The 24352-nt window shown below is 72.4% G+C and carries 21 protein-coding genes and 1 riboswitch; of the genes, 13 read left to right on the forward strand and 8 right to left on the reverse strand.

The genetic code is table 11. The features are described 5' to 3' along the window. Positions 1-163 precede the first annotated feature (163 nt). The gene (locus tag K2224_RS12185) at positions 164-877 is read right to left on the reverse strand and encodes a M50 family metallopeptidase (protein ID WP_221906583.1); all 714 of its coding nucleotides are present in this window, start codon (positions 875-877) and stop codon (positions 164-166) included. A 43-nt stretch (positions 878-920) separates the two neighbouring features. Here K2224_RS12185 and K2224_RS12190 point away from each other — a divergent pair, with 43 nt between their 5' ends. The 8 genes from K2224_RS12190 (at position 921) to def (ending at position 8913) form a co-directional block, all read left to right on the forward strand. Beyond that, positions 921-1751, forward strand: coding sequence for an SOS response-associated peptidase (locus K2224_RS12190; RefSeq protein ID WP_221906584.1), 831 nt, complete (start codon positions 921-923; stop codon positions 1749-1751). Positions 1752-1805: 54 nt separating this feature from the next. Then, entirely contained in the window at positions 1806-2453 is a 648-nt protein-coding gene (locus tag K2224_RS12195; RefSeq protein ID WP_221906585.1) for an alpha/beta family hydrolase, read from the forward strand. Positions 2454-2779: 326 nt separating this feature from the next. Beyond that, positions 2780-3481, forward strand: coding sequence for a sigma-70 family RNA polymerase sigma factor (locus K2224_RS12200; RefSeq protein WP_221909614.1), 702 nt, complete (start codon positions 2780-2782; stop codon positions 3479-3481). Further along, the gene (gene rsrA, locus K2224_RS12205) at positions 3478-3870 is read left to right on the forward strand and encodes a mycothiol system anti-sigma-R factor (protein ID WP_221906586.1); all 393 of its coding nucleotides are present in this window, start codon (positions 3478-3480) and stop codon (positions 3868-3870) included. Before K2224_RS12200 ends, rsrA begins: the two co-directional genes overlap by 4 nt. Before the next feature lie 245 nt (positions 3871-4115). Next, the gene (locus tag K2224_RS12210; protein ID WP_221906587.1) at positions 4116-5519 is read left to right on the forward strand and encodes an HD-GYP domain-containing protein; all 1404 of its coding nucleotides are present in this window, start codon (positions 4116-4118) and stop codon (positions 5517-5519) included. After that, complete coding sequence (locus K2224_RS12215; RefSeq protein WP_221906588.1) at positions 5516-6826, forward strand: HD-GYP domain-containing protein; 1311 nt, start codon at positions 5516-5518, stop codon at positions 6824-6826. Before K2224_RS12210 ends, K2224_RS12215 begins: the two co-directional genes overlap by 4 nt. 334 nt (positions 6827-7160) lie before the next feature. After that, the gene (locus tag K2224_RS12220) at positions 7161-8159 is read left to right on the forward strand and encodes a hypothetical protein (RefSeq protein WP_221906589.1); all 999 of its coding nucleotides are present in this window, start codon (positions 7161-7163) and stop codon (positions 8157-8159) included. A 124-nt stretch (positions 8160-8283) separates the two neighbouring features. Then, positions 8284-8913 carry a peptide deformylase gene (def, locus tag K2224_RS12225; RefSeq protein WP_221906590.1) on the forward strand — a complete coding sequence of 210 codons (630 nt, stop codon included), beginning with the start codon at positions 8284-8286 and terminating at the stop codon, positions 8911-8913. A 28-nt stretch (positions 8914-8941) separates the two neighbouring features. Here the strand turns inward: def and K2224_RS12230 are convergent, their stop codons facing one another. From K2224_RS12230 to K2224_RS12245, 4 genes are all read right to left on the reverse strand, one after another. Beyond that, a complete protein-coding gene (locus tag K2224_RS12230) occupies positions 8942-10894 on the reverse strand; it encodes a transglycosylase domain-containing protein (RefSeq protein WP_221906591.1) in 1953 nt (650 codons plus the stop codon). A 106-nt stretch (positions 10895-11000) separates the two neighbouring features. After that, positions 11001-12062, reverse strand: a complete 1062-nt coding sequence (locus K2224_RS12235) for a ribonucleotide-diphosphate reductase subunit beta (protein WP_221909616.1) — start codon at positions 12060-12062, stop codon at positions 11001-11003. After that, positions 12062-14467, reverse strand: a complete 2406-nt coding sequence (locus K2224_RS12240; protein ID WP_221906592.1) for a ribonucleoside-diphosphate reductase subunit alpha — start codon at positions 14465-14467, stop codon at positions 12062-12064. The genes K2224_RS12235 and K2224_RS12240 overlap by 1 nt, the downstream gene beginning before the upstream one ends. A gap of 186 nt (positions 14468-14653) precedes the next feature. Then, positions 14654-14759: riboswitch (cobalamin riboswitch) on the reverse strand. 176 nt (positions 14760-14935) lie between these two features. Continuing rightward, positions 14936-15448, reverse strand: coding sequence for a GNAT family N-acetyltransferase (locus K2224_RS12245; protein ID WP_221906593.1), 513 nt, complete (start codon positions 15446-15448; stop codon positions 14936-14938). A gap of 134 nt (positions 15449-15582) precedes the next feature. Here K2224_RS12245 and K2224_RS12250 point away from each other — a divergent pair, with 134 nt between their 5' ends. Continuing rightward, on the forward strand, positions 15583-16167 hold the full coding sequence (locus K2224_RS12250) for a Uma2 family endonuclease (protein ID WP_221906594.1): 585 nt from the start codon (positions 15583-15585) through the stop codon (positions 16165-16167). 61 nt (positions 16168-16228) lie between these two features. On the opposite strand, the gene mctP is transcribed toward K2224_RS12250, so the two are convergent. The 3 genes from mctP to K2224_RS12265 form a co-directional block, all read right to left on the reverse strand. Next, the gene (gene mctP / locus K2224_RS12255; RefSeq protein WP_221906595.1) at positions 16229-17893 is read right to left on the reverse strand and encodes a monocarboxylate uptake permease MctP; all 1665 of its coding nucleotides are present in this window, start codon (positions 17891-17893) and stop codon (positions 16229-16231) included. After that, the gene (locus tag K2224_RS12260) at positions 17890-18150 is read right to left on the reverse strand and encodes a DUF3311 domain-containing protein (protein WP_221906596.1); all 261 of its coding nucleotides are present in this window, start codon (positions 18148-18150) and stop codon (positions 17890-17892) included. The genes mctP and K2224_RS12260 overlap by 4 nt, the downstream gene beginning before the upstream one ends. A gap of 371 nt (positions 18151-18521) precedes the next feature. Then, complete coding sequence (locus K2224_RS12265) at positions 18522-19283, reverse strand: GntR family transcriptional regulator (protein WP_221909618.1); 762 nt, start codon at positions 19281-19283, stop codon at positions 18522-18524. A 241-nt stretch (positions 19284-19524) separates the two neighbouring features. Between K2224_RS12265 and K2224_RS12270 the strand changes: the two genes are divergently transcribed. From K2224_RS12270 to K2224_RS12285, 4 genes are all read left to right on the forward strand, one after another. After that, positions 19525-20790: an extracellular solute-binding protein gene (locus K2224_RS12270; RefSeq protein WP_221906597.1), complete on the forward strand. Its 1266-nt coding sequence runs from the start codon at positions 19525-19527 to the stop codon at positions 20788-20790. A gap of 168 nt (positions 20791-20958) precedes the next feature. Next, positions 20959-21942, forward strand: coding sequence for a carbohydrate ABC transporter permease (locus K2224_RS12275; RefSeq protein WP_221906598.1), 984 nt, complete (start codon positions 20959-20961; stop codon positions 21940-21942). Then, positions 21939-22769, forward strand: a complete 831-nt coding sequence (locus tag K2224_RS12280) for a carbohydrate ABC transporter permease (RefSeq protein WP_221906599.1) — start codon at positions 21939-21941, stop codon at positions 22767-22769. Before K2224_RS12275 ends, K2224_RS12280 begins: the two co-directional genes overlap by 4 nt. A gap of 3 nt (positions 22770-22772) precedes the next feature. Further along, entirely contained in the window at positions 22773-24320 is a 1548-nt protein-coding gene (locus tag K2224_RS12285; RefSeq protein ID WP_221906600.1) for a glycoside hydrolase family 3 protein, read from the forward strand. Positions 24321-24352 lie beyond the last annotated feature (32 nt).

A 24352-nucleotide genomic window follows, 5' to 3' on the forward strand; every position in this document is an offset into this window, starting at 1 on the left:
ATGGCTGGACAAGGGTGCCGATCTTGATCAAAAGCGGCGCAACCTGTGCGAAACACGGCTCTCGTGGTGCAACCGCAGGCAGCGGGCCTCTCGGGGGCAACAGTGGCCACACCGACATACGGAATGTGGGTTACCAGATGCCGTCGGCCCGGACATCCGCTCCTCATATGCCGAGCAGCCAGCGACCGCCGCCCATCAGGGAGCACACCGTCACCACATGGAAGAAGCCGAGCCAGACACCGGCCGGGACATGGGTGAGCCGCGCGAGCTGGTCCGGGTCGGAATCCGCAGCCCCGCCGCGCCGCCGCTTCCCCTGGAGTTCGAACGGCGGCCGCACCCCGCCCAGCAGCAGGAACCACACCACCGCGTACGCGAACCCGGCCTGCACCTCGGGCGCCGTCAGCCACGACACCAGGAGGAAGGTGCCGCCCGCCAGCACGACGGTGAGCACGCCGTAGGCGTTGCGGATCATCACCAGCATCGCCAGCAGCAGCGCGGTGGCCCCCCACAGCAGGGCCGTGGTGTGCCCGGCGGCCAGCAGCGCGGCGCCCGCCAGACCCAGCAGCGAGGGGGCGAGATAGCCGGCCGCGGCGGTCAGGATCATGCCCGGGCCGTGCGGTTTGCCGCGTGAGACGGTCAGCCCCGAGGTGTCCGAGTGCAGCCGGATGCCGTCCAGGCGGCGGCCGGTCAGCAGGGCGATCAGCCCGTGGCCGCCCTCGTGCGCGATGGTGACCGCGTTCCGCGACAGCCGCCAGGCGGTGTGCGGGACGACCGCGCCCAGGGCCAGTACGCCGGTGACGATCACCAGCCAGAGCGAGGGACCGGGCTGGGGCGAGAAGATCCGGTCCCAGACGTCGGTGTAGTGGTGGGCGTCCATGCTCTCCGCGTCTCCCTTCGGCGTGCATGGCAGTGTGGCATGCATGTGCGGTAGGTATGCAGCGAGCCGACAGGCCGAGGAACTGGTGGGGACCTTCGGCGTCGGGCATTGGGAGCCGACCGAGACGCTGGCGCCCAGTTGGAACATCGCCCCGACCGACAACGTCCGGGTGGTGCTGGAACGTCCCCTCAAGGGCGCGGGCGCCGCCGCCTTCCCGCCCGGCCCGGTGCGCCAGCTGCGGACGCTCAAGTGGGGCCTGGTCCCGTCGTGGGCGAAGTCGCCCGAGGGCGCCGCACGGATGATCAACGCCCGGTCCGAGACGGTGCACGAGAAGCCGTCCTTCCGGCAGGCTTTCGGGGCCCGCCGCTGCCTGATCCCCGGGGACGGCTACTTCGAGTGGGTCACCGGGGCCGACGAGCGGGAGCTGGAGGAGCAGGGCCGGAGGAAGCGGCCCCGCAAGCAGCCGTACTTCGTCACGCCCGCGGACGGCTCGGTGATGGCGATGGCCGGGCTCTACGAGTTCTGGCGGGACCGCACGCTGCCCGCCGACCACCCGCTGGCCTGGTGGGTGACCTGCACGGTCGTCACCACCGAGGCCGAGACCACCCCGCTTGCCGGGGCCGACGGCGGCGAGGGCCCGCAGGCGCTCGCCGACATCCACCCGCGGATGCCGCTGGTACTGCCGCCGGACCGCTGGGACGCCTGGCTCGACCCGTCCCGCACCGACCCCGACGAGCTCCGCGCGCTGCTGGCCCCGCCGCCGCCCGGGCTGATGCGGGCCTTCCCCGTCCCCACCGGTGTCAGCAACGTCCGCAACAACGGGCCGGAGCTGGTCACCGAACTCGACGGCCCCGAGGTCGGCACGCTGTTCTGACCGTCCGGGCGGGCCGCGCCGCCGCCCCCGGCCCGCCCCGGGCAGGATGGGCGTATGAGTACGAGGGCGAACGAGAGCGAGACGGTCGCGACGCCGGCGGGCGACGCCCGGATCTCCTGGTACCGCGACGCCGAGCCGGCCCGGGCCGTGGTCGCCGTCAGCCACGGCGCGGGCGGCGGCATCGAGGCCCGCGACCTGCGGGCCCTGGCGGCGGCGCTGCCGGCCCGCGGCTACACCGTGGCGCTGGTCGAGCAGCCGTGGCGGGTCGCCGGCCGGAAGCTGGCGCCCGCTCCGAAGACGCTGGACGCCGGGTGGACCGCGCTCTGGCCGGCGCTGGAGAAGCCCGGCCTGCCGGTGGTCGCGGGCGGCCGGAGCGCCGGTGCCCGGGTGGCCTGCCGGACCGCGCGCGAGCTGGGCGCGCACGCCGTGCTCGCGCTGAGCTTCCCGCTGCACCCGCCGGGGAAGCCGGAGAAGTCCCGGGCCGAGGAGCTGACCGGCGCCGGGGTGCCGACCCTGGTCGTCCAGGGCGGGCGGGACCCGTTCGGGCGGCCGGCGGAGTTCCCCGCGGGCACCGAGCTCACCGAGGTGGCCCACGGCGACCACGGCTTCGCGGTGCCGAAGTCGGCGGGGGTGACGGAGGCGGAGTCGATGGCGGCGCTCACCGAAGCGGTGGCGGCGTGGCTGGACGGGATGTTCGGCTGACGGCACCGAGGGTTCCCGCGCGGGGCCCGGACGCGCGCCGCTCCGGCGCGCGCGGAAATGGCCTGCCCGGCCGGGAATGATCCGGAGCGGCGCCGCTGTTGTGCCAGGCGAAGGCAGTGGAGTACAGCCAGCGCGCATGAGGAATGGGAGTCCGCCGCATGGGAATCGCTTGCCCGGCCCGCCCGGCCGCCGACCTGCAGTGGCCGCAGATGCACGGGACGCAGTCGGCCCTGGCTGGAGCGGCGGTGGCACCGGATCGTCGTCTATTCTCCGAATCGAGAGGGACCGCGGCGGCAGCCGCGGGATCCGCCACGGTGTTGGAGGAGGTGGGTCCGGTCACCGGAACCGACGCAGGGACCGACGGCTCGGCTGCGGAGCAGACCGGGGGCCGGACGGAGAGCGACGTCGAGCGCAGCGCGCGCTTCGAGCGGGACGCCCTCGTCTACCTCGACCAGATGTACTCCGCCGCCCTGCGCATGACGCGCAATCCGGCCGACGCGGAGGACCTGGTCCAGGAGACGTACGCCAAGGCGTACGCGTCCTTCCACCAGTTCCGGGAGGGCACCAACCTCAAGGCATGGCTGTACCGGATCCTCACCAACACCTTCATCAACTCCTACCGCAAGAAGCAGCGTGAGCCGCAGCGCAGCGCCGCCGACGAGATCGAGGACTGGCAGCTCGCCCGCGCCGAGTCCCACATGTCGACGGGGCTGCGCTCCGCCGAGTCGCAGGCGCTCGACCACCTCCCCGACTCGGACGTGAAGGCCGCGCTCCAGGCGATCCCCGAGGAGTTCCGGATCGCCGTCTATCTCGCGGACGTCGAGGGCTTTGCGTACAAGGAGATCGCGGACATCATGGGGACACCCATCGGCACGGTGATGTCTCGTCTCCACCGTGGCCGGCGCCAACTGCGCGGCATGCTGGAGGACTACGCCCGCGAGCGCGGGCTGGTCCCGGCGGGGGCGTCCGCCCAGACGGATTCCGCGCGGACGCCGGAGTCGCACGACCGGAAAGGCTCGGGATCATGAGCTGCGGAGAGCCGCACGAGAAGGACTGCTCAGAGGTCCTTGACCACCTTTACGAGTACCTCGACCGGGAGATGCCGGCCGGGGAGTGCGCCGAGTTCCAGGTCCATCTCGACGAGTGCTCGCCGTGCCTGGAGAAGTACGGCCTGGAGCAGGCCGTCAAGAAGCTCGTCAAGCGCTGCTGCGGACACGACGACGTGCCCACGGACCTCCGGTCCAAGGTCATGGGCCGGATCGAGCTGATCCGGGCCGGCGAGACCGTGCCCGAGGTGAGCGTCCTGGACCAGGCCCGGCACGAACAGGCCCAGCGGGAGCGGGCGGCGGACGCCCGGGACGCCGCCGCTGCGCCCTCCGAGGCCGGCGCGGCCGACAACACCGCGCACGCCGAGTAGCAGCCCGCACGGCGCCGTCTCCGTGCGGCGGCTCGCCCATGCGTCGAACGGGCGTGCAGTTCTCTCACTCCTCAGGGTGAGGGGCGGGGCGATCCGCCCCGCTCCATCCGCCGATGGGTCTCCTCCGGCGCCCCGGCCCCTCTATTCTCGCCGGACCCCCGTGGTGCGCGGCCTCCCGCCGTGCCGGCGGGTGCGTCGGCCGGGGGCACCTCCCGGCGTCGGCCGGGGAGGGCGAGGAGGGCGCGATGCGGGAACTTCCGGCGGCCGCACGGCTGTTCATCGGCTGTGCCGCCCTGGCCGCGGCGCTCTGCGCGGCCCCCGCGGTCCGGCTCGGCGCCGCCGTCCCGTGGACCGGCACGCTGGCCCTCGGCGCGCTCCACGGCCTGTGCGAGCGGATGCGCCGCTGCCCGCTGACCGACGGCCCCGCACGGCACGACACCGGCCCCGACACCGAGCCAGGGACGTTCCCCCCGGGCTGGGCCACCCCCGTCGTCCTCGCCGGATCCTTCCTGCTGCCGCCGCCGCTGGCCGCCCTGGCCGCCGTACCGGGCGCCCTGCTCGCCCCGGCCGCCCGGCCCTGGCCGGCCGCCCGCCGGGTCTGGCACACCGCCGAACTCGCCCTCGCCGCCTGGACGGCCGCCGAGGTCTTCGGGGCCGTCGGCCCCGCCGCACCGGCCGCGGCCGCCTTCCCGGAGCTGCTGGTGCCGGCGCTGACCGCGGCCGGTGCCTTCTGCGCCGTGCTGATCGGGCTCCGCGGCGGGGTGCTGGTCCTGGCCGAGCGGCATCCGCCGCGCACCGCCTGGCGCGGCCCGGCGACCCGGCTGCCGGTGCCGCACCTCGCCCACGGGCTGACCGGGCTGATGATGGCGGTGCTCTGGCACAGCGCGTACGGGCCGCCGGCGGCGCTGCTGGTGCTGCTGCCGGTGCACCTGTCCTGCTGGGCGTCCGCGCAGTACCAACGCGAGCGCGCCGCGCACCAGGCCACCGTCCGCGCCCTCGTGCAGGCCGTCGACATCAAGGACCGCTACACCCGCGGGCACAGTGAACGGGTCGGCCGGGCCTCGGTGCTGATCGCCCGGGAACTGGGCATGGCCGAGGACCGGCTGGAGGTGCTGCGGTTCGCCGGGATCCTGCACGACGTCGGCAAACTCGGCGTCCCCACCCGGGTGTTGCGCAAGGACGGGCCGCTGACCCCGGAGGAGCGCCGGATCATCGAGCTGCACCCCGAGTACGGCCACGAGATCGTCCGCGGCATCGGCTTCCTGGGCGAGGCGCGGGCGGCGATCCTCCACCACCACGAGCGGATGGACGGCAGCGGCTACCCCTACGGCCTGACGGCCTATCAAATTCCCGAGTGCGCACGGGTGGTGGCGGTCGCCGACGCCTTCGACGCGATGACCTCCACCCGCTCCTACCGGCGCGCCCGCCCGGTCCCCGCCGCGGTCGCCGAGCTCCGCCGGTGCGCCGGGACGCAGTTCGACCCGCGGATGGTCCGGGCGCTGGCCGCCGCCCTCGACCGGCACGGCTGGCGGCCGGAGCAGGTGACCGCGGGGGAGGAGCGGGCGCCGGACCCGGCCCCGGCGGGGCGCCGAAACGTCCCTCCGGCCCGGGCCCACCGGCCGGGCGCGGGCCGCGGCGCCGCCCGATGAGCCGCCGCGCGACCGCCTGGGTGCACGGGCCGGCCGCCGTACTGGCCTGCTGGAGCCTCGGCCACACCCTGTGGCACGGGCTCGCCGCACCGCGCACCGCGCTGGCCTTCGGGGTGCTGATCGCGGCCGGTGAGGCGGTGCGCCGGATCCCCGTCCGCCCGGCCGCCGCCCGGCCCGACCGGCATCCCGCCGCGCGCCTCCCGCGCGCCCCCGACGCCGCGGCGCCGGGCCCCGGCCCGCGGGAGGGCGCACCGCTCGGCGCCGCCGGGGCGCTCGGTTACGCGCTGCTCGACGCGGCCGGCGGCCGCCCGGCCGCGCACGGGGTCCCGCAGACCGTGGCCGTGGTGGTGGCCGCCGGGCTCGTCGGACTGGTCCCGTATCTGGCGCGCGGCGGCGGGCCGGCGTGGGACCCGCTGGCCCGCCGGGTGCTGACCGTCGGCTTCGCCGCCACCTGCTGCCAACCCCTGTGCCACACCGGCGCCTTGCGCGCCTGGGGGGCGGACGGCCCGCTCCGCCCGCTCTGCCTGGCCGTCCTGCTGGCGCTCGCCGCGCTGTGCGACGCGGTGCTGGCGGCCGCGCTGGCGCGGGCCCGTACCGGCTGGCCGTACGGGCCGCTGCTGCGCGACGAGTTGCGGGCGCTGTCCGGCATCGGCACCGCCATCTGCGCCACCGGCGTGGTGATCGCGCTGGCCGTCGCCGCCGCCGGGCTGTGGGCGCTGCCGGTGTTCTGCCTGCCGCTGCTGCTCACCCAGATCGCCTTCCGCCGGTACGCGGCGGTGCGCGCCACCTACCGCCAGACCATCGCCTCGCTGGCCCGCGCCACCGAGATCGCCGGCTGCACCCCGCCCGGCCACGCCCGCCGGGTCGCCGCGCTCAGCCGCGAGGTCGGCCGTGAACTCGGCCTCGGCGGACCGGACTTGGACGTCCTGGAACACGCCGCCCTGATGCACGACATCGGCCAGCTCTCGCTCGTCGACCCGGTGCCGGACGGCGCCACCGCCCCGCTGCCGCCCGCCGAACAGCGCCGGATCGCGCTGCTGGGCGGCGCCGTGGCCCGGCAGACCGGTGCCCCGCCGGAGGTCGCGGTGATCGTCGAGCGGCAGGCCGACCCGTACCGCGAGCAGCCGGTCACCGCCCGTATCGTCCGCACCGTCAACGCCTACGACGACCTGGTGGCGGGCGCCGCCGGGCCCGCCGGGCGGCTGCGCGCCCTGGAACGGCTGCGGCTGGCCACCGCCCGGGACCACGAGCCCGCGGTCGTCGCGGCGCTCGCCCGGGTGCTGGCGCGCGGCGGCCGGGCCGGCTGATCGCAAGCGGTGTGCGCGCCGGGGCGCGGAACGGCTTCGCACGCCCCGGTACAAGCTCCGCACACCTTCGCCGCCCGGCGTTCCCGGCCCGTCCACCGCCCGGGAACCCATGGGTAATGAGCGCCCCACGAGATGGGCATGGTTGGATGCGAAGGTAGCCCCCTGAAGGGGGGTTCAGGGGGTCGGCGCAGGGCATGAGCCGCACGGGGGCGCAGCACACCGGGCTGAACTCGACGGCAATCTGTGGCAGGTTGTCGAGTGGGCCCCCAGAAGGCCCCGGGCGCCGCCCGGGACACCTCCGGAGTGGCACAAGAGCAACCAGCAGGCGGGAATCGTGAAGATCTTCGGCAAGGTACGGCACCGGCCCTCCGCCTCGTGGCGGCAGGCGACCGACCGCGCTTTCACGCTGATCGGCGACGGCCGTTACGAGGACGCCGGGGCGCTGCTGACCCGCGCGGCGGACATGGAGCCCTGGCTGTCGGAGTCCTGGTTCAACCTCGCGCTGCTGCACAAGTTCCGGCACGACTGGGAGCAGGCCCGGGCCGCCGGACTGCGCGCGGTGGCACTGCTGGACCGCGAGGCCGGGGCCCCCGACTGGTGGAACGTCGGCATCGCCGCCACCGCCCTCCAGGACTGGCCGCTGGCCCGCCGTGCCTGGCAGGCGTACGGCCTGAAGGTCCCCGGCGAGGGCTCGCCCAACGGGGAGCCGCTGGGCATGGCGCTGGGCAGCGCCGCGGTCCGGCTCTCGCCCGAGGGCGAGGCCGAGGTGGTCTGGGGCCGCCGGCTGGACCCGGCCCGGATCGAGGTGCTCTCCATCCCGCTGCCGTCCTCCGGGCGGCGCTGGGGCGAGGTGGTGCTGCACGACGGCGTCCCGCACGGCGAGCGGACCACCACCGGCGTCGGCGGCGAGACCCGGACGTTCCCGGTCTTCGACGAGATCGAGCTGTGGGCGCCCTCGCCGGTGCCCACCTGGGTGGTGCTGCTGGAGGCCGCCACCGAGGCCGACCGGGACGCGCTGGAGCAGCTGGCGGCCGACGCCGGTTTCGCCGCGGAGGACTGGTCGTCGTCGGTGCGGCTGCTGTGCCGGACGTGCTCGGAGAGCCGGATGCCCAGCGACGAGGGCGACGGCGAGCACCTGGACCCGCACGACCACAGCGAGCCGGGCCACCCCGGCCCGCTGGGCCACCGCACCGCCGGCTCCGGCTCGCTCTGGGTGCCCGAGCGCGAGTGCGGCATCGCGGCGCCCGCGGCCCTGGTGCGCGGCCTGCTGGACGGCTGGGTCGCGGACAGCCCGGACACCCGCGAATGGCGCGATCTCGAAGAGGTCTGCTGAGGCCCGACCGCCGGGCCGCCGGCCGGCGGAGGGCGGGAGTAGGGCGGCCGGGCCCTGCCGGCCGCCGGGTCCCCGTAGGCTTGGGGCGTTACCCGAGGGTTTTGCAGGAAGGCGTACGGCGGAGATGGCCCAGCAGGACAGTGATCAGCAGGAGAGCGTCGCGTTCGTCGACGACGTCACGGACGCCGAGGAGCGTGAGGCGGCCCACCGGGAGCGGGGCACCTCCCGCCCGATCACCGTGGTCGGCAACCCGGTCCTCCACAAGGAGTGCAAGGACGTCACCGCGTTCGACGGCGAGCTGGCGCAGCTGATCGACGACATGTTCGCCAGCCAGCGCACCGCCGAGGGCGTGGGCCTGGCCGCCAACCAGATCGGCGTGGACCTCAAGGTCTTCGTCTACGACTGCCTGGACGACGAGGGCGTCCGGCACGTCGGCCACGTCTGCAACCCCGTCCTGGACGAGCTGCCCGCCGCGCGCCGGGTGCTGGACGACTCCAACGAGGGCTGCCTGTCCGTCCCCGGCGCGTACGCCGAGCTGCCCCGCCCCGACTACGCGGTGGTGCGCGGGCAGAACTCCCAGGGCGAGCCGATCGTGGTCGAGGGCACCGGCTACTTCGCGCGCTGCCTCCAGCACGAGACCGACCACCTCTACGGCTACCTCTACATCGACCGGCTCTCCAAGCGGGACCGCAAGGACGCGCTGAAGCAGATGGCCGAGCGGGAGCCCCGCTACCCCGTCGTCCCCAACGACTGACGCGTCCGGGACGGACGGGGCGCGTCCGTCAGTCGGTGCCCTGGTAGGCGGCCCAGACCTGCGGCGGGAGCGAGGTGCCCAGCCCGGTGTCGGGGCCGCCGACGCCGTTCAGGGGCAGCAGCTGGGGTGCGCCCGGTTTGTTGCGGAAGAGGGCGATCGCGGTGGTGGGCTCGGCGCCGTCCCCGCCACCGGGCGCCCGCTCGGCGCGCACGCCGGAACCGGCGCCGGCGCGCGGCCCGGGGCCCCAGTCGAAGGTGCCGGCCCGCGGCGGGGTGCCGACGAACCACGCCGACTTCATCCGGTCCCCGGCCTCGCTCACCGCGGCCGCGACCGGCTGCCGCACCGGCTTGCCGCCGGGCGTGCCCAGCGCCCGCCAGCCCAGCCCCGACAGCGTGTTGGTCATCTCCTGCGCCACCGCCGGGGTCACCACCTGCCGGGGCTCGGGGCGCTCGAAGCCCGCCACGCTCCCGCCCTGGTAGGTCATCTTCGCCACCGCGTACGGCTCGGCGTGCAGCCCGCCGTTGGCGAACGTGGTGTACGCGCTGGCCAGCCGGACGGCGCTGGGCGCCGAGGTGCCCAGCGGGAAGGTCTGCTCCAGCTGCGCCAGGCTCTCCTTGCGCAGCCCGAGGCCGAGCGCCAGGTCCCGGATCCGGTCCAGCCCGAGCTGCTTCCCGGCCTGGACGAACGGCACGTTCGAACCCTCCATCAGGGCGCCGCGCAGCTCCTCGGCCCGGCTGGGGGCGTCCACCGGGCGCGGCTGGTCGCCGTACTGCTCGGCCTCCTGCTGGAGGGCGGCGGCCAGCACGAACGGCTTGAACGCGGAGCCGGCCGGGACCGCGGTGGTGTCCGCGTTGTTGCTGAAGTGGCGGGTGGCGTCCGCGCCGCCGTAGAGCGCCACGATCGCGCCGTCACCGGGGCGCACCGAGGCCGCGCCGAATTCCGTGTAGGTGTCCGCGGCGCGTTTCTTCGGGTCGAGGTTCTTTCCGCGGACCTCGTCGACCGCCTTCTCCAGGCGCCGGGTGCGCTGTTTGTCGAAGGTGGTGTGGATGCGGTAGCCGCCGCGGGCCAGGTCCTTGTCGGTCAGCCCGGTGGCGCTCTTCACGAACTTGTTGGCGACGTCGACGAGATAGCCGATCTGGCCGGCCTGGCTGGTGGGCTTGGCGACCGGGCGCGGCTCGGGGAATTCCCGGTACTTCGCCCGTTCCTCCTTGCTCATCGCGCCGGTGCCGACGAGCCGGTCGAGTATCCATTTCCAACGGGCCTCGGCCCGCTGGTGGTTGGCCTTGCCCAGCCCCGGATCGTACTGCTCGGCGCCCTTCAGCAGCGCGGCCAGCATCGCGCCCTGGCTGGGGTCCAGGTCCTTGGCGTCGATGCCGTAATAGGCGTGCGCGGCCGCCTGTATCCCGTTCGAACCACGGCCGAACCAGCTGGTGTTGAGATAGCCGCGCAGGATCTCCGCCTTCGACTTCAGGTTGTTGACCTTCAGCGAGATGACGAATTCCTTCACCTTGCGGGTGGCGGTCTGGTCCGGCGAGAGATACGTGTTCTTCACGTATTGCTGGGTGATGGTCGAACCGCCCTGGGTGTCCCCGCCGGAGAGCATGTTCACCGCGGCCCGGGCGATTCCCGTGAGCGACACCCCATGGTCCTCGTAGAACGTGGCGTTCTCCGCCGCTATCACCGCGTTCTGGACGTGTTTCGGCACCTTGTCGAGGGAGATGTTCTGCCGGTTGACGGCGCCGACGCTCACCATCTGACTGCCGTCCGCCCAGTAGTAGACGGTGGCCTCGCGGGCGGCAAGGGCGTTCTCGTTGGGGACGTCGACGTTCGCGTAGACGAACGCGAACAGCCCCGCCAGACAGGCGAGGACGAACGTGAACGTGCCCAGCCACAGGCGCCACGACGGCAGCCAGCGGCGCACCCCCTTGCGGCCCAGACGGGGGTAGTCGATGTACCGGCGACTTCTTTTCCTGCCCTCCATGTCTGCGTAGATGTGGTGGGCAGGGCTCCGGTTGCCGCTCCGGCCGCCCGCTAATCGAACGCTCACATTCGGCGGGCGGCCGGAACGGCAGGTCCGGCGGCCGGGATCAGAAGTCGTCGTCGAACGAGACCGAGCCCTCGACGGCGACCTGGTAGGCCGAGGCGCGCCGCTCGAAGAAGTTGGTCAGCTCCTGGACGTTCTGGAGCTCCATGAAGGAGAACGGGTTCTCCGCGCCGAAGACGGGGGAGAAGCCGAGCCGGCGCAGCCGCTGGTCGGCGACGCACTGGAGGTACTCGCGCATCGACTCGGTGTTCATGCCGGGCAGGCCGTCACCGCACAGGTCGCGGGCGAACTGCAGCTCGGCCTCCACGGCCTCCTTCAGCATGTCGGTGACCTGCTGCTGGAGGGCGTCGTCGAAGAGGTCCGGCTCCTCCTCGCGGACGGTGTCCACCACGGAGAAGGCGAACTCCATGTGCATCGACTCGTCGCGGAACACCCAGTTGGTGCCGGTGGCCAGACCGTGCAGCAGGCCGCGCGACCGGAACCAGTAGACGTACGCGAAGGCGCCGTAGAAGAACAGGCCCTCGATGCACGCCGCGAAGCAGATGAGGTTGAGCAGGAAGCGGCGGCGGTCGGCCTTGGACTCCAGCCGGTCCAGCCGGTCCACCGAGTCCATCCACTTGAAGCAGAACTCCGCCTTCTCGCGGATGGACGGGATGTTCTCCACCGCGGCGAAGGCGGCGGCCCGGTCGTCCGGGTCGGGGAGGTAGGTGTCCAGCAGCGTCAGATAGAACTGGACGTGCACCGCCTCCTCGAAGAGCTGCCGGCTCAGGTAGAGCCGCGCCTCGGGGGAGTTGATGTGCTTGTACAGCGTCAGCACCAGGTTGTTGGCGACGATCGAGTCACCGGTGGCGAAGAACGCCACCAGGCGGCCGATGAGGTGCTGCTCACCGGGGGAGAGCTTGGCGAGGTCGGCCACGTCGGAGTGGAGGTCGACCTCCTCCACGGTCCAGGTGTTCTTGATCGCGTCGCGGTAGCGGTCGTAGAAGTCCGGGTACCGCATGGGGCGCAGGGTCAGCTCGAAGCCCGGGTCGAGGAGGTTCTTCTTGCCGTCGGTGGTGGCGGTGTGCGCGGCCGCGGCGTTCGTTTCAGGCGACGGGTGGGACATTACTGGCATGCCTCGCAGGACTCGGGGTTTTCCAGGGAGCAGGCGACCGCCTCGGGGTCGGTCACCGGAAGCTGCGCGGGAACGGACGCGGCGCGGGCAGACTGGGCGATCCGGGTCGCCGGCCGCGAGCGCAGGTAGTAGGTGGTCTTGATGCCGCGCTTCCAGGCGTAGGCGTACATCGAGCTGAGCTTGCCGATGGTCGGCGACGCCATGAAGAGGTTGAGCGACTGGCTCTGGTCCAGGAACGGCGTGCGGTCCGCGGCCATGTCGATCAGGGCGCGCTGCGGGATCTCCCAGGCGGTGCGGTAGCGGTGCCGCACGTCCGCGGGGATCCGGGCCAGCTCCTGGACGGAGCCGTTGGCCTCGCGGAGCGCGTCCCGGGTCCGCGCGTCCCACAGGCCCAGCTCCTTCAACTCCTCGATCAGGTACGTGTTGACCTGTAGGAACTCGCCGGAGAGCGTCTCGCGCTTGAAGAGGTTGGAGACCTGCGGCTCGATGCACTCGTAGACGCCGGCGATGGAGGCGATGGTGGCCGTCGGCGCGATGGCCAGCAGAAGGGAGTTGCGCATCCCGGTCGCGGCGATCCGGGTGCGCAGCGCCGCCCAGCGGTCCGCCCACCGCGGCTCGGCGTTCGGGTAGTGGTCGGGGTGCAGCACCCCGCGCGCCGTGCGGGTCGCGGACCAGTTCGCGTGCGGCCCGTGCCGCTCGGCGAGGTCGGCGGACGCCTCGTAGGCGGCGAGCATGATCCGCTCGGAGATACGGGTGGACAGCTCCCGGGCCTCGGCCGAGTCGAACGGCAGCCGCAGCCGGAAGAAGACGTCCTGCAGGCCCATCAGGCCCAGACCGACCGGCCGCCAGCGGGAGTTGGAGGCGGCGGCCTGCTCGGTCGGGTAGAAGTTGATGTCCACCACCCGGTCCAGGAAGGTCACGGCGGTGCGGACGGTGGCGTCCAGCCGCTCCCAGTCCATCTCGCCGTCCTCGCCCAGGTGGGCCGCGAGGTTGACCGAGCCCAGGTTGCAGACCGCGGTCTCCCCGTCGTCGGTGACCTCCAGGATCTCCGTGCACAGGTTGGAGGAGTGCACGACCCGGCCGGGCTCGGCGGTCTGGTTGGCGGTGCGGTTGGCGGCGTCCTTGAACGTCATCCAGCCGTTGCCGGTCTGCGCCAGGGTGCGCATCATCCGGGAGTACAGGACCCGGGCCGGCACCTGCTTGAGGGCCTTGCCCGCGGCCTCCGCGGCCCGGTAGGCGGCGTCGAACTCCGCGCCCCACAGGTCGACCAGCTCCGGCACGTCCGAGGGGGAGAACAGCGACCAGTCCGCGTCCGCCTCCACCCGGCGCATGAACTCGTCCGGGATCCAGTGCGCGATGTTGAGGTTGTGGGTCCGGCGGGCCTCCTCGCCGGTGTTGTCCCGCAGTTCCAGGAACTCCTCGATGTCGGCGTGCCAGGTCTCCAGGTAGACGCAGGCCGCGCCCTTGCGGCGGCCGCCCTGGTTGACCGCCGCCACCGACGCGTCCAGGGTGCGCAGGAACGGCACGATGCCGTTGGAGTGCCCGTTGGTGCCGCGGATCAGCGAACCCCGGGCGCGGATCCGGGAGTACGACAGCCCGATGCCGCCGGCGTGCTTGGAGAGCCGGGCCACCTGGTGGTAGCGGTCGTAGATCGAATCCAGCTCGTCCAGCGGGGAGTCCAGCAGATAGCAGGAGGACATCTGCGGGTGGCGGGTGCCGGAGTTGAAGAGCGTGGGGGAGGACGGCAGGTAGGAGAGCGTGCTGGTCAGCCGGTACAGCTCGGCGACGTCCGCGAGCGCCCGCGCGGAGCTGTCCTCGGCCAGACCGCAGGCCACCCGCAGCAGGAAGTGCTGGGGCGTCTCGATCACCTTGCGGGTGGTGGGGTGGCGCAGCAGGTAGCGCGAGTGCAGGGTGCGCAGCCCGAAGTAGCCGAACCGGTCGTCGGCGCCGGCCGCCAGGGCCCCGTCCACCAGCGCGTCCAGCCCCGCGGCGTGCGTGCCGACGAACTCGGCGGTGACGTCCGCGATCAGGCCCTCCTGATGGCCGACCGCGATCGAGGCGGAGAAGGAGGTGGCGCCCTGCCCGGCGGCCTCCTCGGCGATGGCGAGGGTGAGCAGGCGGGCCGCGAGCCGGGAGTACTGCGGCTCGTCGCCGATCAGGCCGGCCGCCGCCTCGATGGCCAGCGACCGCAGTTCGGCCGCGTCGGAACCGGGGTGCCGGCCGCGCAGCGCCGCGGCCGCCACCTTGCCGGGGTCGGTCGCGGTCAGGTCCGCGGTCAGCTCGGTCAGCGTGCGCAGCAGGGCGACGCCCGGGCCGTCCTCGTTGGTGGGAGGCGTGGCCACCGTGGGCTGCACGACCTCGGCGTCTGACGCGGGCTCCGTTGGCGCGATGGTCACCTGATGCTCTCCCTCACTCGGCGGGGGCCGGGAGGGGCGGTGGTGCGACGGGAGCCGTGCGGGCAAGGGGGCACCCCGCGGCGAGCCGGGGGTGCGCGGGCCGGCCGCGCGGCGTCCAGTCGGCCCATCCCTCGGGGCCCGGACGTATCGACGCCGCACCGATGGCGGTGCGGGCGTACCGTCGGCAGGTCCTCGGACTCGGGAGCGGGCCGCGGGGCACGTGGGAAACGGGCCCGTGGATCACGCTCGCACACCGTTGCGGGGCAGTTCCGGATTCGCACCGGATTCCCCTGCGGCGACAGCGAGGACGAGCATACATCTTGTGTTGCTCCCCGCGTGCACCCCCACATCTTGTGTCGCCGCCTCATACCATTCCCACGGGTGTGCGAGACCCCGACCTGCCGGAGGGCGCCCGGAACGCCTCTGGAAGGGCCCCTCGGCGCCCCGGAAAGGCCCTTCAGGCGCCGCTCAGGCCAGCTCGCGGGCGAACGCCCACAGAGCGAGTCCGGGGACCGGCTCCCAGTCCCGCTCGGCCGCCCGTGCGAACCCCAGCCGCCCGTACAGCCGGTGCGCCGGCAGCAGATGACGCTGGCTCGACAGCACCATGCCCCGCAGCCCCAGCGCCCGCGCCCGCTCCAGGCAGGCCCGCACCAGCGCCTCCCCGATGCCGCGCCCGCGCCCCTCGGGGCGCACCGCCAGCATCCGGAACTCGCCCTCCCCTGGCCCGGCCAGCTCCGCGTACGGACTCCCGTGCGCCGCGAACGTCACCGCGCCCAGCACCGTGCCCGTCGCCCCGCCCGCCCCGTCCGCGGCCACCAGCACCTCGGCGTGCTCCGCCCGGTGCGCCACGTTCCGCAGCACCGCCGCGTACGGATCGCCGGCCCCGCCGTGCAGCAGCCCGTCGGCCAGATACACCTCCGCCACCAGCTCCCCGACCGTCTCGAACTCCGCCTGGCGTATGGGTCTGATCGTGAGGTCCATGGGGTCCAGTGTGGCGGCGCCCGCCCGACAGCACGGTCGATGTGACGAATGGCGATCATCATGTGACTGTCAGTGGGCTCGGCTATCGTCGGTCTTACGTTCCCTGCTCGGTCCGACAGCAAGGAGAAGGCGCCATGACCGCGCTCGCCGACCCGCCGCACATCACTGTTCCCGAGCATTTCGAAGAGGCCGCCCGGATACTCGCCCGCCTGGAGGAGGGCGCACGGTTGGAACTCATCGACGGGAAGGTCAGGAGCAAGCCCATGCCGGACGGGGACCACGGGCTGATCATCGAGTGGTTGATGCGTATCTGCATCCAGGCACGCCCCGAACTCTGGCTCTACGACCAGGGGCTCAAGGTGCAGACATACCGCAATGGCCGCGCCCAGCCAGACGGTTCCCTCGCCCCTACCGGTTCCTTCGGTGGACAGGGCGAATGGGCGGACCCCGAGCCAGTGATGATGGCTGTCGAGGTCACTTCCCACGACTCCGATACCGAGCAGCGCGACCGGGTCGAGAAGCCCCGTGCGTACGCTGAAACCGGTATTCCCCTCTACCTGTTGATCGACCGGAAGTCCGGCCAGGTATCGGTGTACAGCGAGCCTGACGGTGAGCGCTACGAGATCGTGCACACCGTGCCGTTCGGCAAGTCCCTCCACCTTCCGGACCCGGTGGGCATCACGCTTGAGACCGAGCCGCTGAAGGACTGGGTGAACTGACCACGAAAGGGCCGTCGCGCTCCGGAGGAACGCGACGGCCCTCCGCCGTGGTCGACGACGGTCAGTGCCCCGCCGGCGCCCCCGCCGTAGCCGGGGGCAGGTCGGCGGTGACGCCCCGGTCGCCGAGGTCGGCGGTGTAGTCGTCGGGGGAGGTCTCGTCGGCGCCCTCCGGGGCCTTGAGGGCCTTCAGGACGACCGTCAGGACGACCGTCACCACGACGTTCAGGACGAACGCGGTCAGGCCGATGTAGCCGATCTGGCCGATGCCGGGGATCTCCGCACTGGAGCCGCCGAAGTGCTTCTGGGTCGGGCTGGCCACCCCGTATGCCGCGAGGGTGCCGTAGACCATGCCGATCGCCCAGCCGGCCAGCAGCGCCCAGCGGTGGAACCAGCGGGTGAACAGGCCGCCGACCAGCGCCGGCATGGTCTGCAGGATCCAGATGCCGCCCAGCAGCTGGAAGTTGATGGCGACGGTCTTGTCCATGGTGAGGACGAAGATCAGCGCACCGACCTTGACCAGGAGGGAGACCAGTTTGGCGACCTTGTGCTCCTGCTCGGGCGTGGCGCCCGGCTTGAGGAAGTCCTTGTAGACGTTCCGGGTGAAGAGGTTGGCGGCGGCGATCGACATGATCGCGGCCGGCACCAGCGCGCCGATGCCGATCGCGGCGAAGGCCACGCCCGCGAACCAGCTGGGGAACATGTCCTCGAAGAGCTGCGGGATCGCCAGCTGCGCGTTGCCCCGGGTGTCCGTCCCGGCCTTGAGCGCCATGAAGCCGAGCAGCGCGAGGAGGCCCAGCATCAGGGAATAGAGCGGGAGGATGGTGGTGTTGCGGCGGATGACGTTGCGGCTGCGCGAGGAGAGCGTCGCGGTGATCGAGTGCGGGTACATGAACAGCGCCAGCGCCGAGCCGAGCGCCAGCGTGGCGTACGCCCACTGGGCGTTGGGGCCGCTGGTCAGTTCGCCGCGCGGTTTGCCGGTCGGCCCGTGCACGGCGAGTGCGTCCTTGGCCGAGTGGAAGATCTCGCCGAAGCCGCCCAGCTTGATCGGGATGTAGATGATCGCCACCGCGATGACGAGGTAGATCAGCCCGTCCTTGACGAACGCGATCAGCGCGGGCGCCCGCAGCCCCGAGGAGTAGGTGTAGGCGGCCAGCACCGCGAACGCGATCAGCAGCGGAAGGTCCTTGACGAACCAGCCGGCGTGCTCGCCGCCGCCGACGCCCAGCACGTCCAGCACGGCCTGGATGCCGACGAGTTGGAGCGCGATGTACGGCATCGTGGCGAGCAGCCCGGTGAGCGCCACCGCCAGTGACAGGCCCTTGGAGCCGAAGCGGCCGCGGACGAAGTCGGAGGTGGTGACGTACCCGTGCCGGTGCGAGACCGACCACAGCCGGGGCAGGAAGGTGAAGATCAGCGGGTAGACCAGGATGGTGTACGGGACGGCGAAGAAGCCGGACGCGCCCGCCGTGTAGATCGCCGCCGGCACCGCCACGAAGGTGTACGCGGTGTAGAGGTCGCCGCCGAGCAGGAACCACGTGATCCAGGTGCCGAAGCTGCGCCCGCCCAGGCCCCATTCGTCGAGGCTGGCGGAGTGCTCGGCCCGGCGCCAGCGCGCGGCCAGGAAGCCCATGACCGTCACGGCGAGGAAGAAGAAGACGAAGACGGCGAGGGCCACGCCGTCGACGCCCCGGGAGGCGGCGGCGAGGGTGGTGACGGAGGTCGTCATCGGGCCGCACCATCCTTGCGGGCGCGCTGCTCGCGCCGGACGAGCCGGTAGGCCAGGGTCGTCAGCGCCGTCGAGATCAGCACCCACGCCATCTGGTACCAGTAGAAGAACGGGACCCCGATCAGCGTCGGCTCGATCCGGGCGTACGAACTCACCCACAGCATCGCGACGAACGGGGCGAGCAGACACAGTCCGGCCACCACCCGTGTGGGGGTGACGACCGGTCTGCGGTCCGGTGATGCGGCGTTTTCGGCCATGACCGTGGCTCCCGTCCCTGGTGAACTCGGTGAATTCCGCTGGGTGATCGGCTGGAAATCTAAGCCAGGGCCGTGGCGCGCGTCACTAGCTGTCCGCATATCGGTACGACACCGTTGCCGTAAGGGAGTTGGGCCGGCCCGGCGCCTCGACGGGCTGCCGTGGGACGCGAGCGACGTGGGCGACGCGGGCGATGCGATGGGACACGAGGGGGCGCGGTGGTGCGCCGCGGCGACGGCGTCCGGAATGCGGAGCCCGGAACGACACGACACGGCCGACACGGAACAACGCGGCGCAACACGGCACGACGCGGAACAACGCGGCATGCGGACGCCCGGGACCGGCGGGGGCGAGGAGGGCGCGGGCGGGCGGCTCAGTCCGTCGGCCGCTGGAGGCGGGCGACGAACTTGTAGCGGTCGCCGCGGTAGACCGAGCGCACCCACTCCACCGGCCGCCCCTGGGCGTCCAGGGAGTGCCGGGAGAGCATCAGCATCGGCAGGCCGACGTCGGTGCCCAGCAGGCCCGCCTCGCGCGGGGTGGCCAGCGAGGTCTCGATGGTCTCCTCGGCCTCCGCCGGCCGCACGTCGTAGACCTCGGCCAGCGCGGTGTACAGGGACGTGTACTTGACGAGGTTGCGGCGGAGCGCGGGGAACCGCCGGGCCGACAGATGGGTGGTCTCGATCGCCATCGGCTCGCCGCTGGCCAGCCGCAGCCGCTCGATGCGCAGCACCCGGCCACCGGGCGCGATGTCCAGCAGCCCGGCCAGCCGGTCGTCGGCGGTGACATAGCCGATGTCCAGCAGCTGGGAGGTCGGCTCCAGGCCCTGGGCCCGCATGTCCTCCGTGTAGGAGGTCAGTTGCAGCGCCTGGGAGACCTTGGGCTTGGCGACGAAGGTGCCCTTGCCCTGGATGCGCTCCAGGCGGCCCTCGACGACCAGTTCCTGGAGTGCCTGGCGGACCGTGGTGCGGGAGGTGTCGAACTCCGCGGCGAGGGTGCGCTCGGGCGGCACGGGGGTGCCCGGCGGCAGGGTCTCGGTGATCTCCAGCAAATGGCGCTTGAGCCGGTAGTACTTGGGCACCCGGGCGGTCCGCGCGCCGCCGCCGCCGTTCTCGGCGCTGCCCGCCTCGGTGTCCATGACCCGCCTCTCCGATGCCTGTCGTGCTGCCGTCACCGGCTCCTCCGTACGTAGCGGCTCACATCGTGGCACGGACGGGTTGCCCATGCGCCGGCGCGGGTCCCGGCCCGTCAGATGTCGGTCCGGTAACGGACCTGACAGCGACTCTTATACACCCTTGACACCCCTAAAGGTCTAGGCCAAGCTGCGAGAACTGGTCTAAACCATTAAAGCCAAACCCGTCCTCAAGGGGGAGAGCGCGATGAAGCGTGGGCTCATAGCGGCGACCGCGGTCGCGGGAATGCTGGTGAGTGTCGCTGCCTGTGGGTCGAGCAGCGGAAATGCGGGCGCCGACGGTTTCAAGGGAAAGACGCTGACCGTCTGGGTGATGTCCGGATCCAATCCGGAGCAATGGACCAAGCGGGTCTCCGAGCAATTCAAGAAGAAGACCGGCGCCACCGTGGAATTCAAGGTCCAGCAGTGGAACGGAATTCAGCAGAAACTGAGCACCGCGCTCTCCGAGGACACCCCGCCGGACGTCGTCGAGATCGGCAACACCCAGACCGCCGCCTACGCCAAGGCCGGTGCCCTGGTCGACCTCGGCGACCTGAAGAAGGAGATCGGCGCCGACTGGAACGACGCCTTCAACAAGGCCGCGATGGTGGACGGAAAGCAGTACGCGCTGCCGTGGTTCGCCGGCAACCGCGTGGTGATGTACAACAAGAAGATCTGGGCGAAGGCCGGGATCACCAAGACCCCCGCCACCCGGGCCGAGCTCTTCCACGACTTCGAGACCATCAAGCAGAAGACCGACGCCGAGCCGCTCTACCTGCCCGGCCAGAACTGGTACTTCCTCGACGGCCTGACCATCGGCACCGGCGCCCAGCTGGTGAAGAAGGAAGGCGGCAAGTGGGTCTCCAATTTCGCCGACCCCAAGGTCGCCAAGGCCATGGACATCTACAAGCAGTACCAGGCTTTCAGCACCGCCCCGAAGAACAAGGACGAGGCCACCCCGCAGCAGGCCGAGATCTTCGCCAAGGGGAAGACCGGCGCCCTCATCGCCATGGGCTACGAGGCCGCCACCGCCATCAAGACCAACCCGGCCATCAAGGACGACATCGGCTACTTCACCATTCCGGGCGAGACCGCCGGAAAGCCCGAGGGTGTCTTCCTCGGCGGCTCCAACTTCGCGGTCGCCGGAATGAGCAGGAACCAGGAACTCGCCAAGGAGTTCCTCAAGGTCGCCCTCTCCAAGGACAACGACGCCCAGATGGTCAAGGAGGCCGGCTGGACGCCCAAGTCCCCGGCCCTGGCCGGCGCCGCCAAGGACAACCCGGCCGCCACGGCCGCCGCCCCGGCCGCCGAGAAGTCCGGCGGCACCACCCCGCTGATCCCGCAGTGGGCCGCGGTGGAGAACGTGCCCAACCCGATCAAGAACTACATGACCGCGGTCCTGAACGGTAAGGCGCCCGCTGACGCCGCCAAGGACATCGAGTCCGAGATCAACGCCCGGCTCGCCAAGCAGTAGCCGGCCCCCGGACGCGTACGGGCCCGGCCGGTCCTCCCGGCCCCCGCCCGTACGCCCGGGCAGCGACCGCGGCCGCCGCCACCGCGCCGGGCCGGCACCCCGCGGGGCCGGCGGCCGCCTCCACCGGCACCACAGGCGCATCCACGGGAACGAGGGGACCACACGCTCATGGCAGTGCAGCTCGACGAAGCGGCGGGGAGGAACGCGCCGCGGACCGGCAAGCGCGGCGGGCCGCCCGCCCGGCGCGGCCCCGGCGGCCGGCGGGCCGCCCGCGGCGCGCCCTACCTGCTGCTGCTCCCGGCCCTGCTCGCCACCGCGGTCTTCCTGGGCTGGCCCCTCGTCCGCAACCTGGTGCTCTCCTTCCAGAACCTCAACATGAAGGAGCTGATCCAGCACCTCACCGACTGGCGGGGGCTGGGCAACTACCAGGAGGTCCTGGGCAGCGAGCAGTTCTGGCGGGTCACCGTCCGCACCATCGCCTTCACCGCCGTCAACGTCGTGCTGATCATGGCGCTCGGCACCCTGCTCGGACTGCTGCTGGCCCGGCTCGGCACCAGGATGCGCCTGGTGCTGTCGGTGGCACTGGTGCTGGCCTGGGCGATGCCGTCGATCGCCGCCACCACCGTCTTCCAGTGGCTCTTCGACTCCCGCTACGGCGTCGTCAACTGGCTGCTGGACCACCTCGGTTGGCACTCCATGGCCCGCTACGACTGGGTCGGCACGCAGCTGTCCACCTTCTTCGTCATCACCGTCCTGATCGTCTGGCAGTCGCTCCCCTTCGTGGCCCTCAACCTCTACGCGGCCACCACGACCATCCCCAAGGAGCTCTACGAGGCGGCCCGGGTGGACGGCGCCGGCACCTGGAAGGTCTTCACCTCCGTCACCTTCCCCTTCCTGCGGCCCTTCTTCATGGCCACCACGTTCCTCGAAGTCATCTGGGTCTTCAAGGCGTTCCCGCAGATCTTCGCCATCAACCAGGGCGGCCCCGACCGGCTCACCGAGACCCTGCCGATCTACGCCTTCACCGAGGGCGTCGGCAACCTCCACTTCGGGATGGGCGCCGCGATCTCCGTCCTGACCATCGTCGTGCTGCTCGCCCTCACCGCGTACTACCTGCGCCTGACGCTCAAGCAAGAGGAGGACGCGCTGTGAAGCGCCCACTCGCCGGTCGGATCTGGCCCAACGCGACCGCCGCCGTCCTCGCCCTGCTCTTCGTCTTCCCCGTGTACTGGATGTTCGCCACGGCCTTCAAGCCGGCCCGGGACATCCTCAGCGAGGACCCGGTGTGGTTCCCGTTCCACGGCACCCTCGAACACTTCGCGACCGCGGTGAACGCCCCCGACTTCTGGCGGCTGGCCGGGAACTCCGTCCTGGTGACCGTGGCCGCCGTCGGCCTGTCGCTGGTGATCGCGCTGTGCGGCGCGTTCGCCGTCGCACGGATGCGGTTCAAGGGCCGCAAGGGCATCCTGCTGACCTTCATGGTCGCCCAGATGGCACCCTGGGAGGTCATGGTCATCTCGATCTACCTGATCGTCCGGGACGCCGACCTGCTCAACAGCCTGCTGCCGCTCACCTTCTTCTACATGCTGATGGTGCTCCCCTTCACCCTCCTGACGCTGCGCGGCTATGTCGCCGCGGTCCCCAAGGAGCTGGAGGAGTCCGCGATGGTCGACGGCTGCTCGCGCCGCCAGGCGTTCGTCAGGGTCGTGCTGCCGCTGCTGGCACCCGGCCTGATGGCCACCTCCCTCTTCGGCTTCATCACCGCCTGGAACGAGTTCCCGCTCGTGCTGGTGCTCAACAAGGAACCCGGCGCCGGCACCCTGCCGCTGTGGCTCTCGCAGTTCCAGACGCAGTTCGGCGACGACTGGGGCGCCACCATGGCCGCCGCCTCCCTCTTCGCTCTCCCGATCCTCGTCCTCTTCCTGTTCCTGCAGCGCAAGGCCGTCGGCGGTCTCACCTCCGGCGCAGTGAAGGGATAGCCCATGGCCACCGTCGTCCGCTCCGCCGACACCCTCACCCGGGACGCGCTCGCCGTGCTCCAGCCCGGCTTCACCGGCACCACCGCACCGGACTGGCTGCTGCGCCGCCTCGACGAGGGCCTGGCGACCGTCGCCCTCTTCGGCCGCAATGTGCACACACCCGCCCAACTCGCCGCGCTCACCGCACAGTTGCGCGGTGCCCGCGAGGACCTGCTGATCGCCATCGACGAGGAGGGCGGCGACGTCACCCGCCTCGAAGTGCGCGGCGGCTCCTCCTTCCCCGGCAACCTCGCGCTCGGCGCCGTCGACGACACCCGGCTGACCCGCGACGTCGCCCGCGAACTCGGCCGCCGGCTGGCCGACTGCGGTATCAACGTCAACTGGGCGCCCTCCGCCGACGTCAACTCCAACCCCGCCAACCCCGTCATCGGGGTCCGCTCCTTCGGCGCCGACCCCGAACTCGTCGCCCGGCACACCGCCGCCTACGTCGAGGGACTGCAGTCCGCCGGCGTCGCCGCCTGCACCAAGCACTTCCCCGGCCACGGCGACACCGCCACCGACTCCCACCACGACCTCCCCCGCATCAACGCCGACCTGGCGACCCTTCAGGAACGCGAACTGGTGCCGTTCCGCGCCGCGGTGGCCGCCGGCACCCGCGCCGTGATGAGCGCCCACATCCTGCTGCCCGCCCTGGACGCCGAACGCCCCGCCACGCTCAGCCCGGCCGCCCTGCACGGCCTGCTGCGCGCCCCCGTCGCCGACGGCGGCCTCGGCTTCGACGGCCTGATCATCACCGACGGCATGGAGATGCGGGCCATCTCCGCCACCTACGGCCTCGCACGCGGCAGCGTGCTGGCCCTCGCGGCCGGCGCCGACGCCATCTGCGTCGGCGGCGGCCTGGCCGACGAGGACACCGTGCTGCGGCTGCGCGACGCCCTGGTGCACGCCGTTCGGGAAGGCGAGCTGCCCGAGGAACGGCTCGCCGACGCCGCGGCCCGCGTCCGCGCCCTGGCACGCTGGACCCGGAACGCGGCCACGGGGGAGGGGCCCGTGCCGGCCCCCGGGATCGGCCTGACCGCCGCCCGCCGCGCCCTCCGTCTGACCTCCACCACCCCGTACGAGCCGCTCACCGAACCCGCCTACGTGGCCGCCTTCACCCCCCTCGCCAACATCGCCGTCGGGGACGAGACCCCCTGGGGCGTCGCCGCCGAACTGACCCGGCTCCTCCCCGGCACCGGGACCGCCGCCTGCACGGCCGCGGACGCCGAGGCCGGGACCCGCGCCCTCGTCGACACCCTGCTCACCGCCGCCGGCGACCGCCCCGTCGTGGCCGTCGTCCGCGACCTGCACCGCCATCCGTGGATGGCCGACGCCGTGCACACCCTGCTGGCCGCCCGCCCCCGCACCGCCGTCGTCGAGATGGGCGTCCCCCAGGCCCCGCCCCAGGGCACCCCGCACCTCGCCACCCACGGCGCCGCCCGCGTCTGCGCCCAGGCCGCAGCAGAAGCCCTCACGGGCCGGGCGCCCCGGGAAGCACCCCAAGTGCCATAAGCAACAAACCCTCTTGCCCCTCCTATCCCCTC

Source organism: Streptomyces sp. BHT-5-2, from assembly GCF_019774615.1.
Classification (GTDB): domain Bacteria; phylum Actinomycetota; class Actinomycetes; order Streptomycetales; family Streptomycetaceae; genus Streptomyces.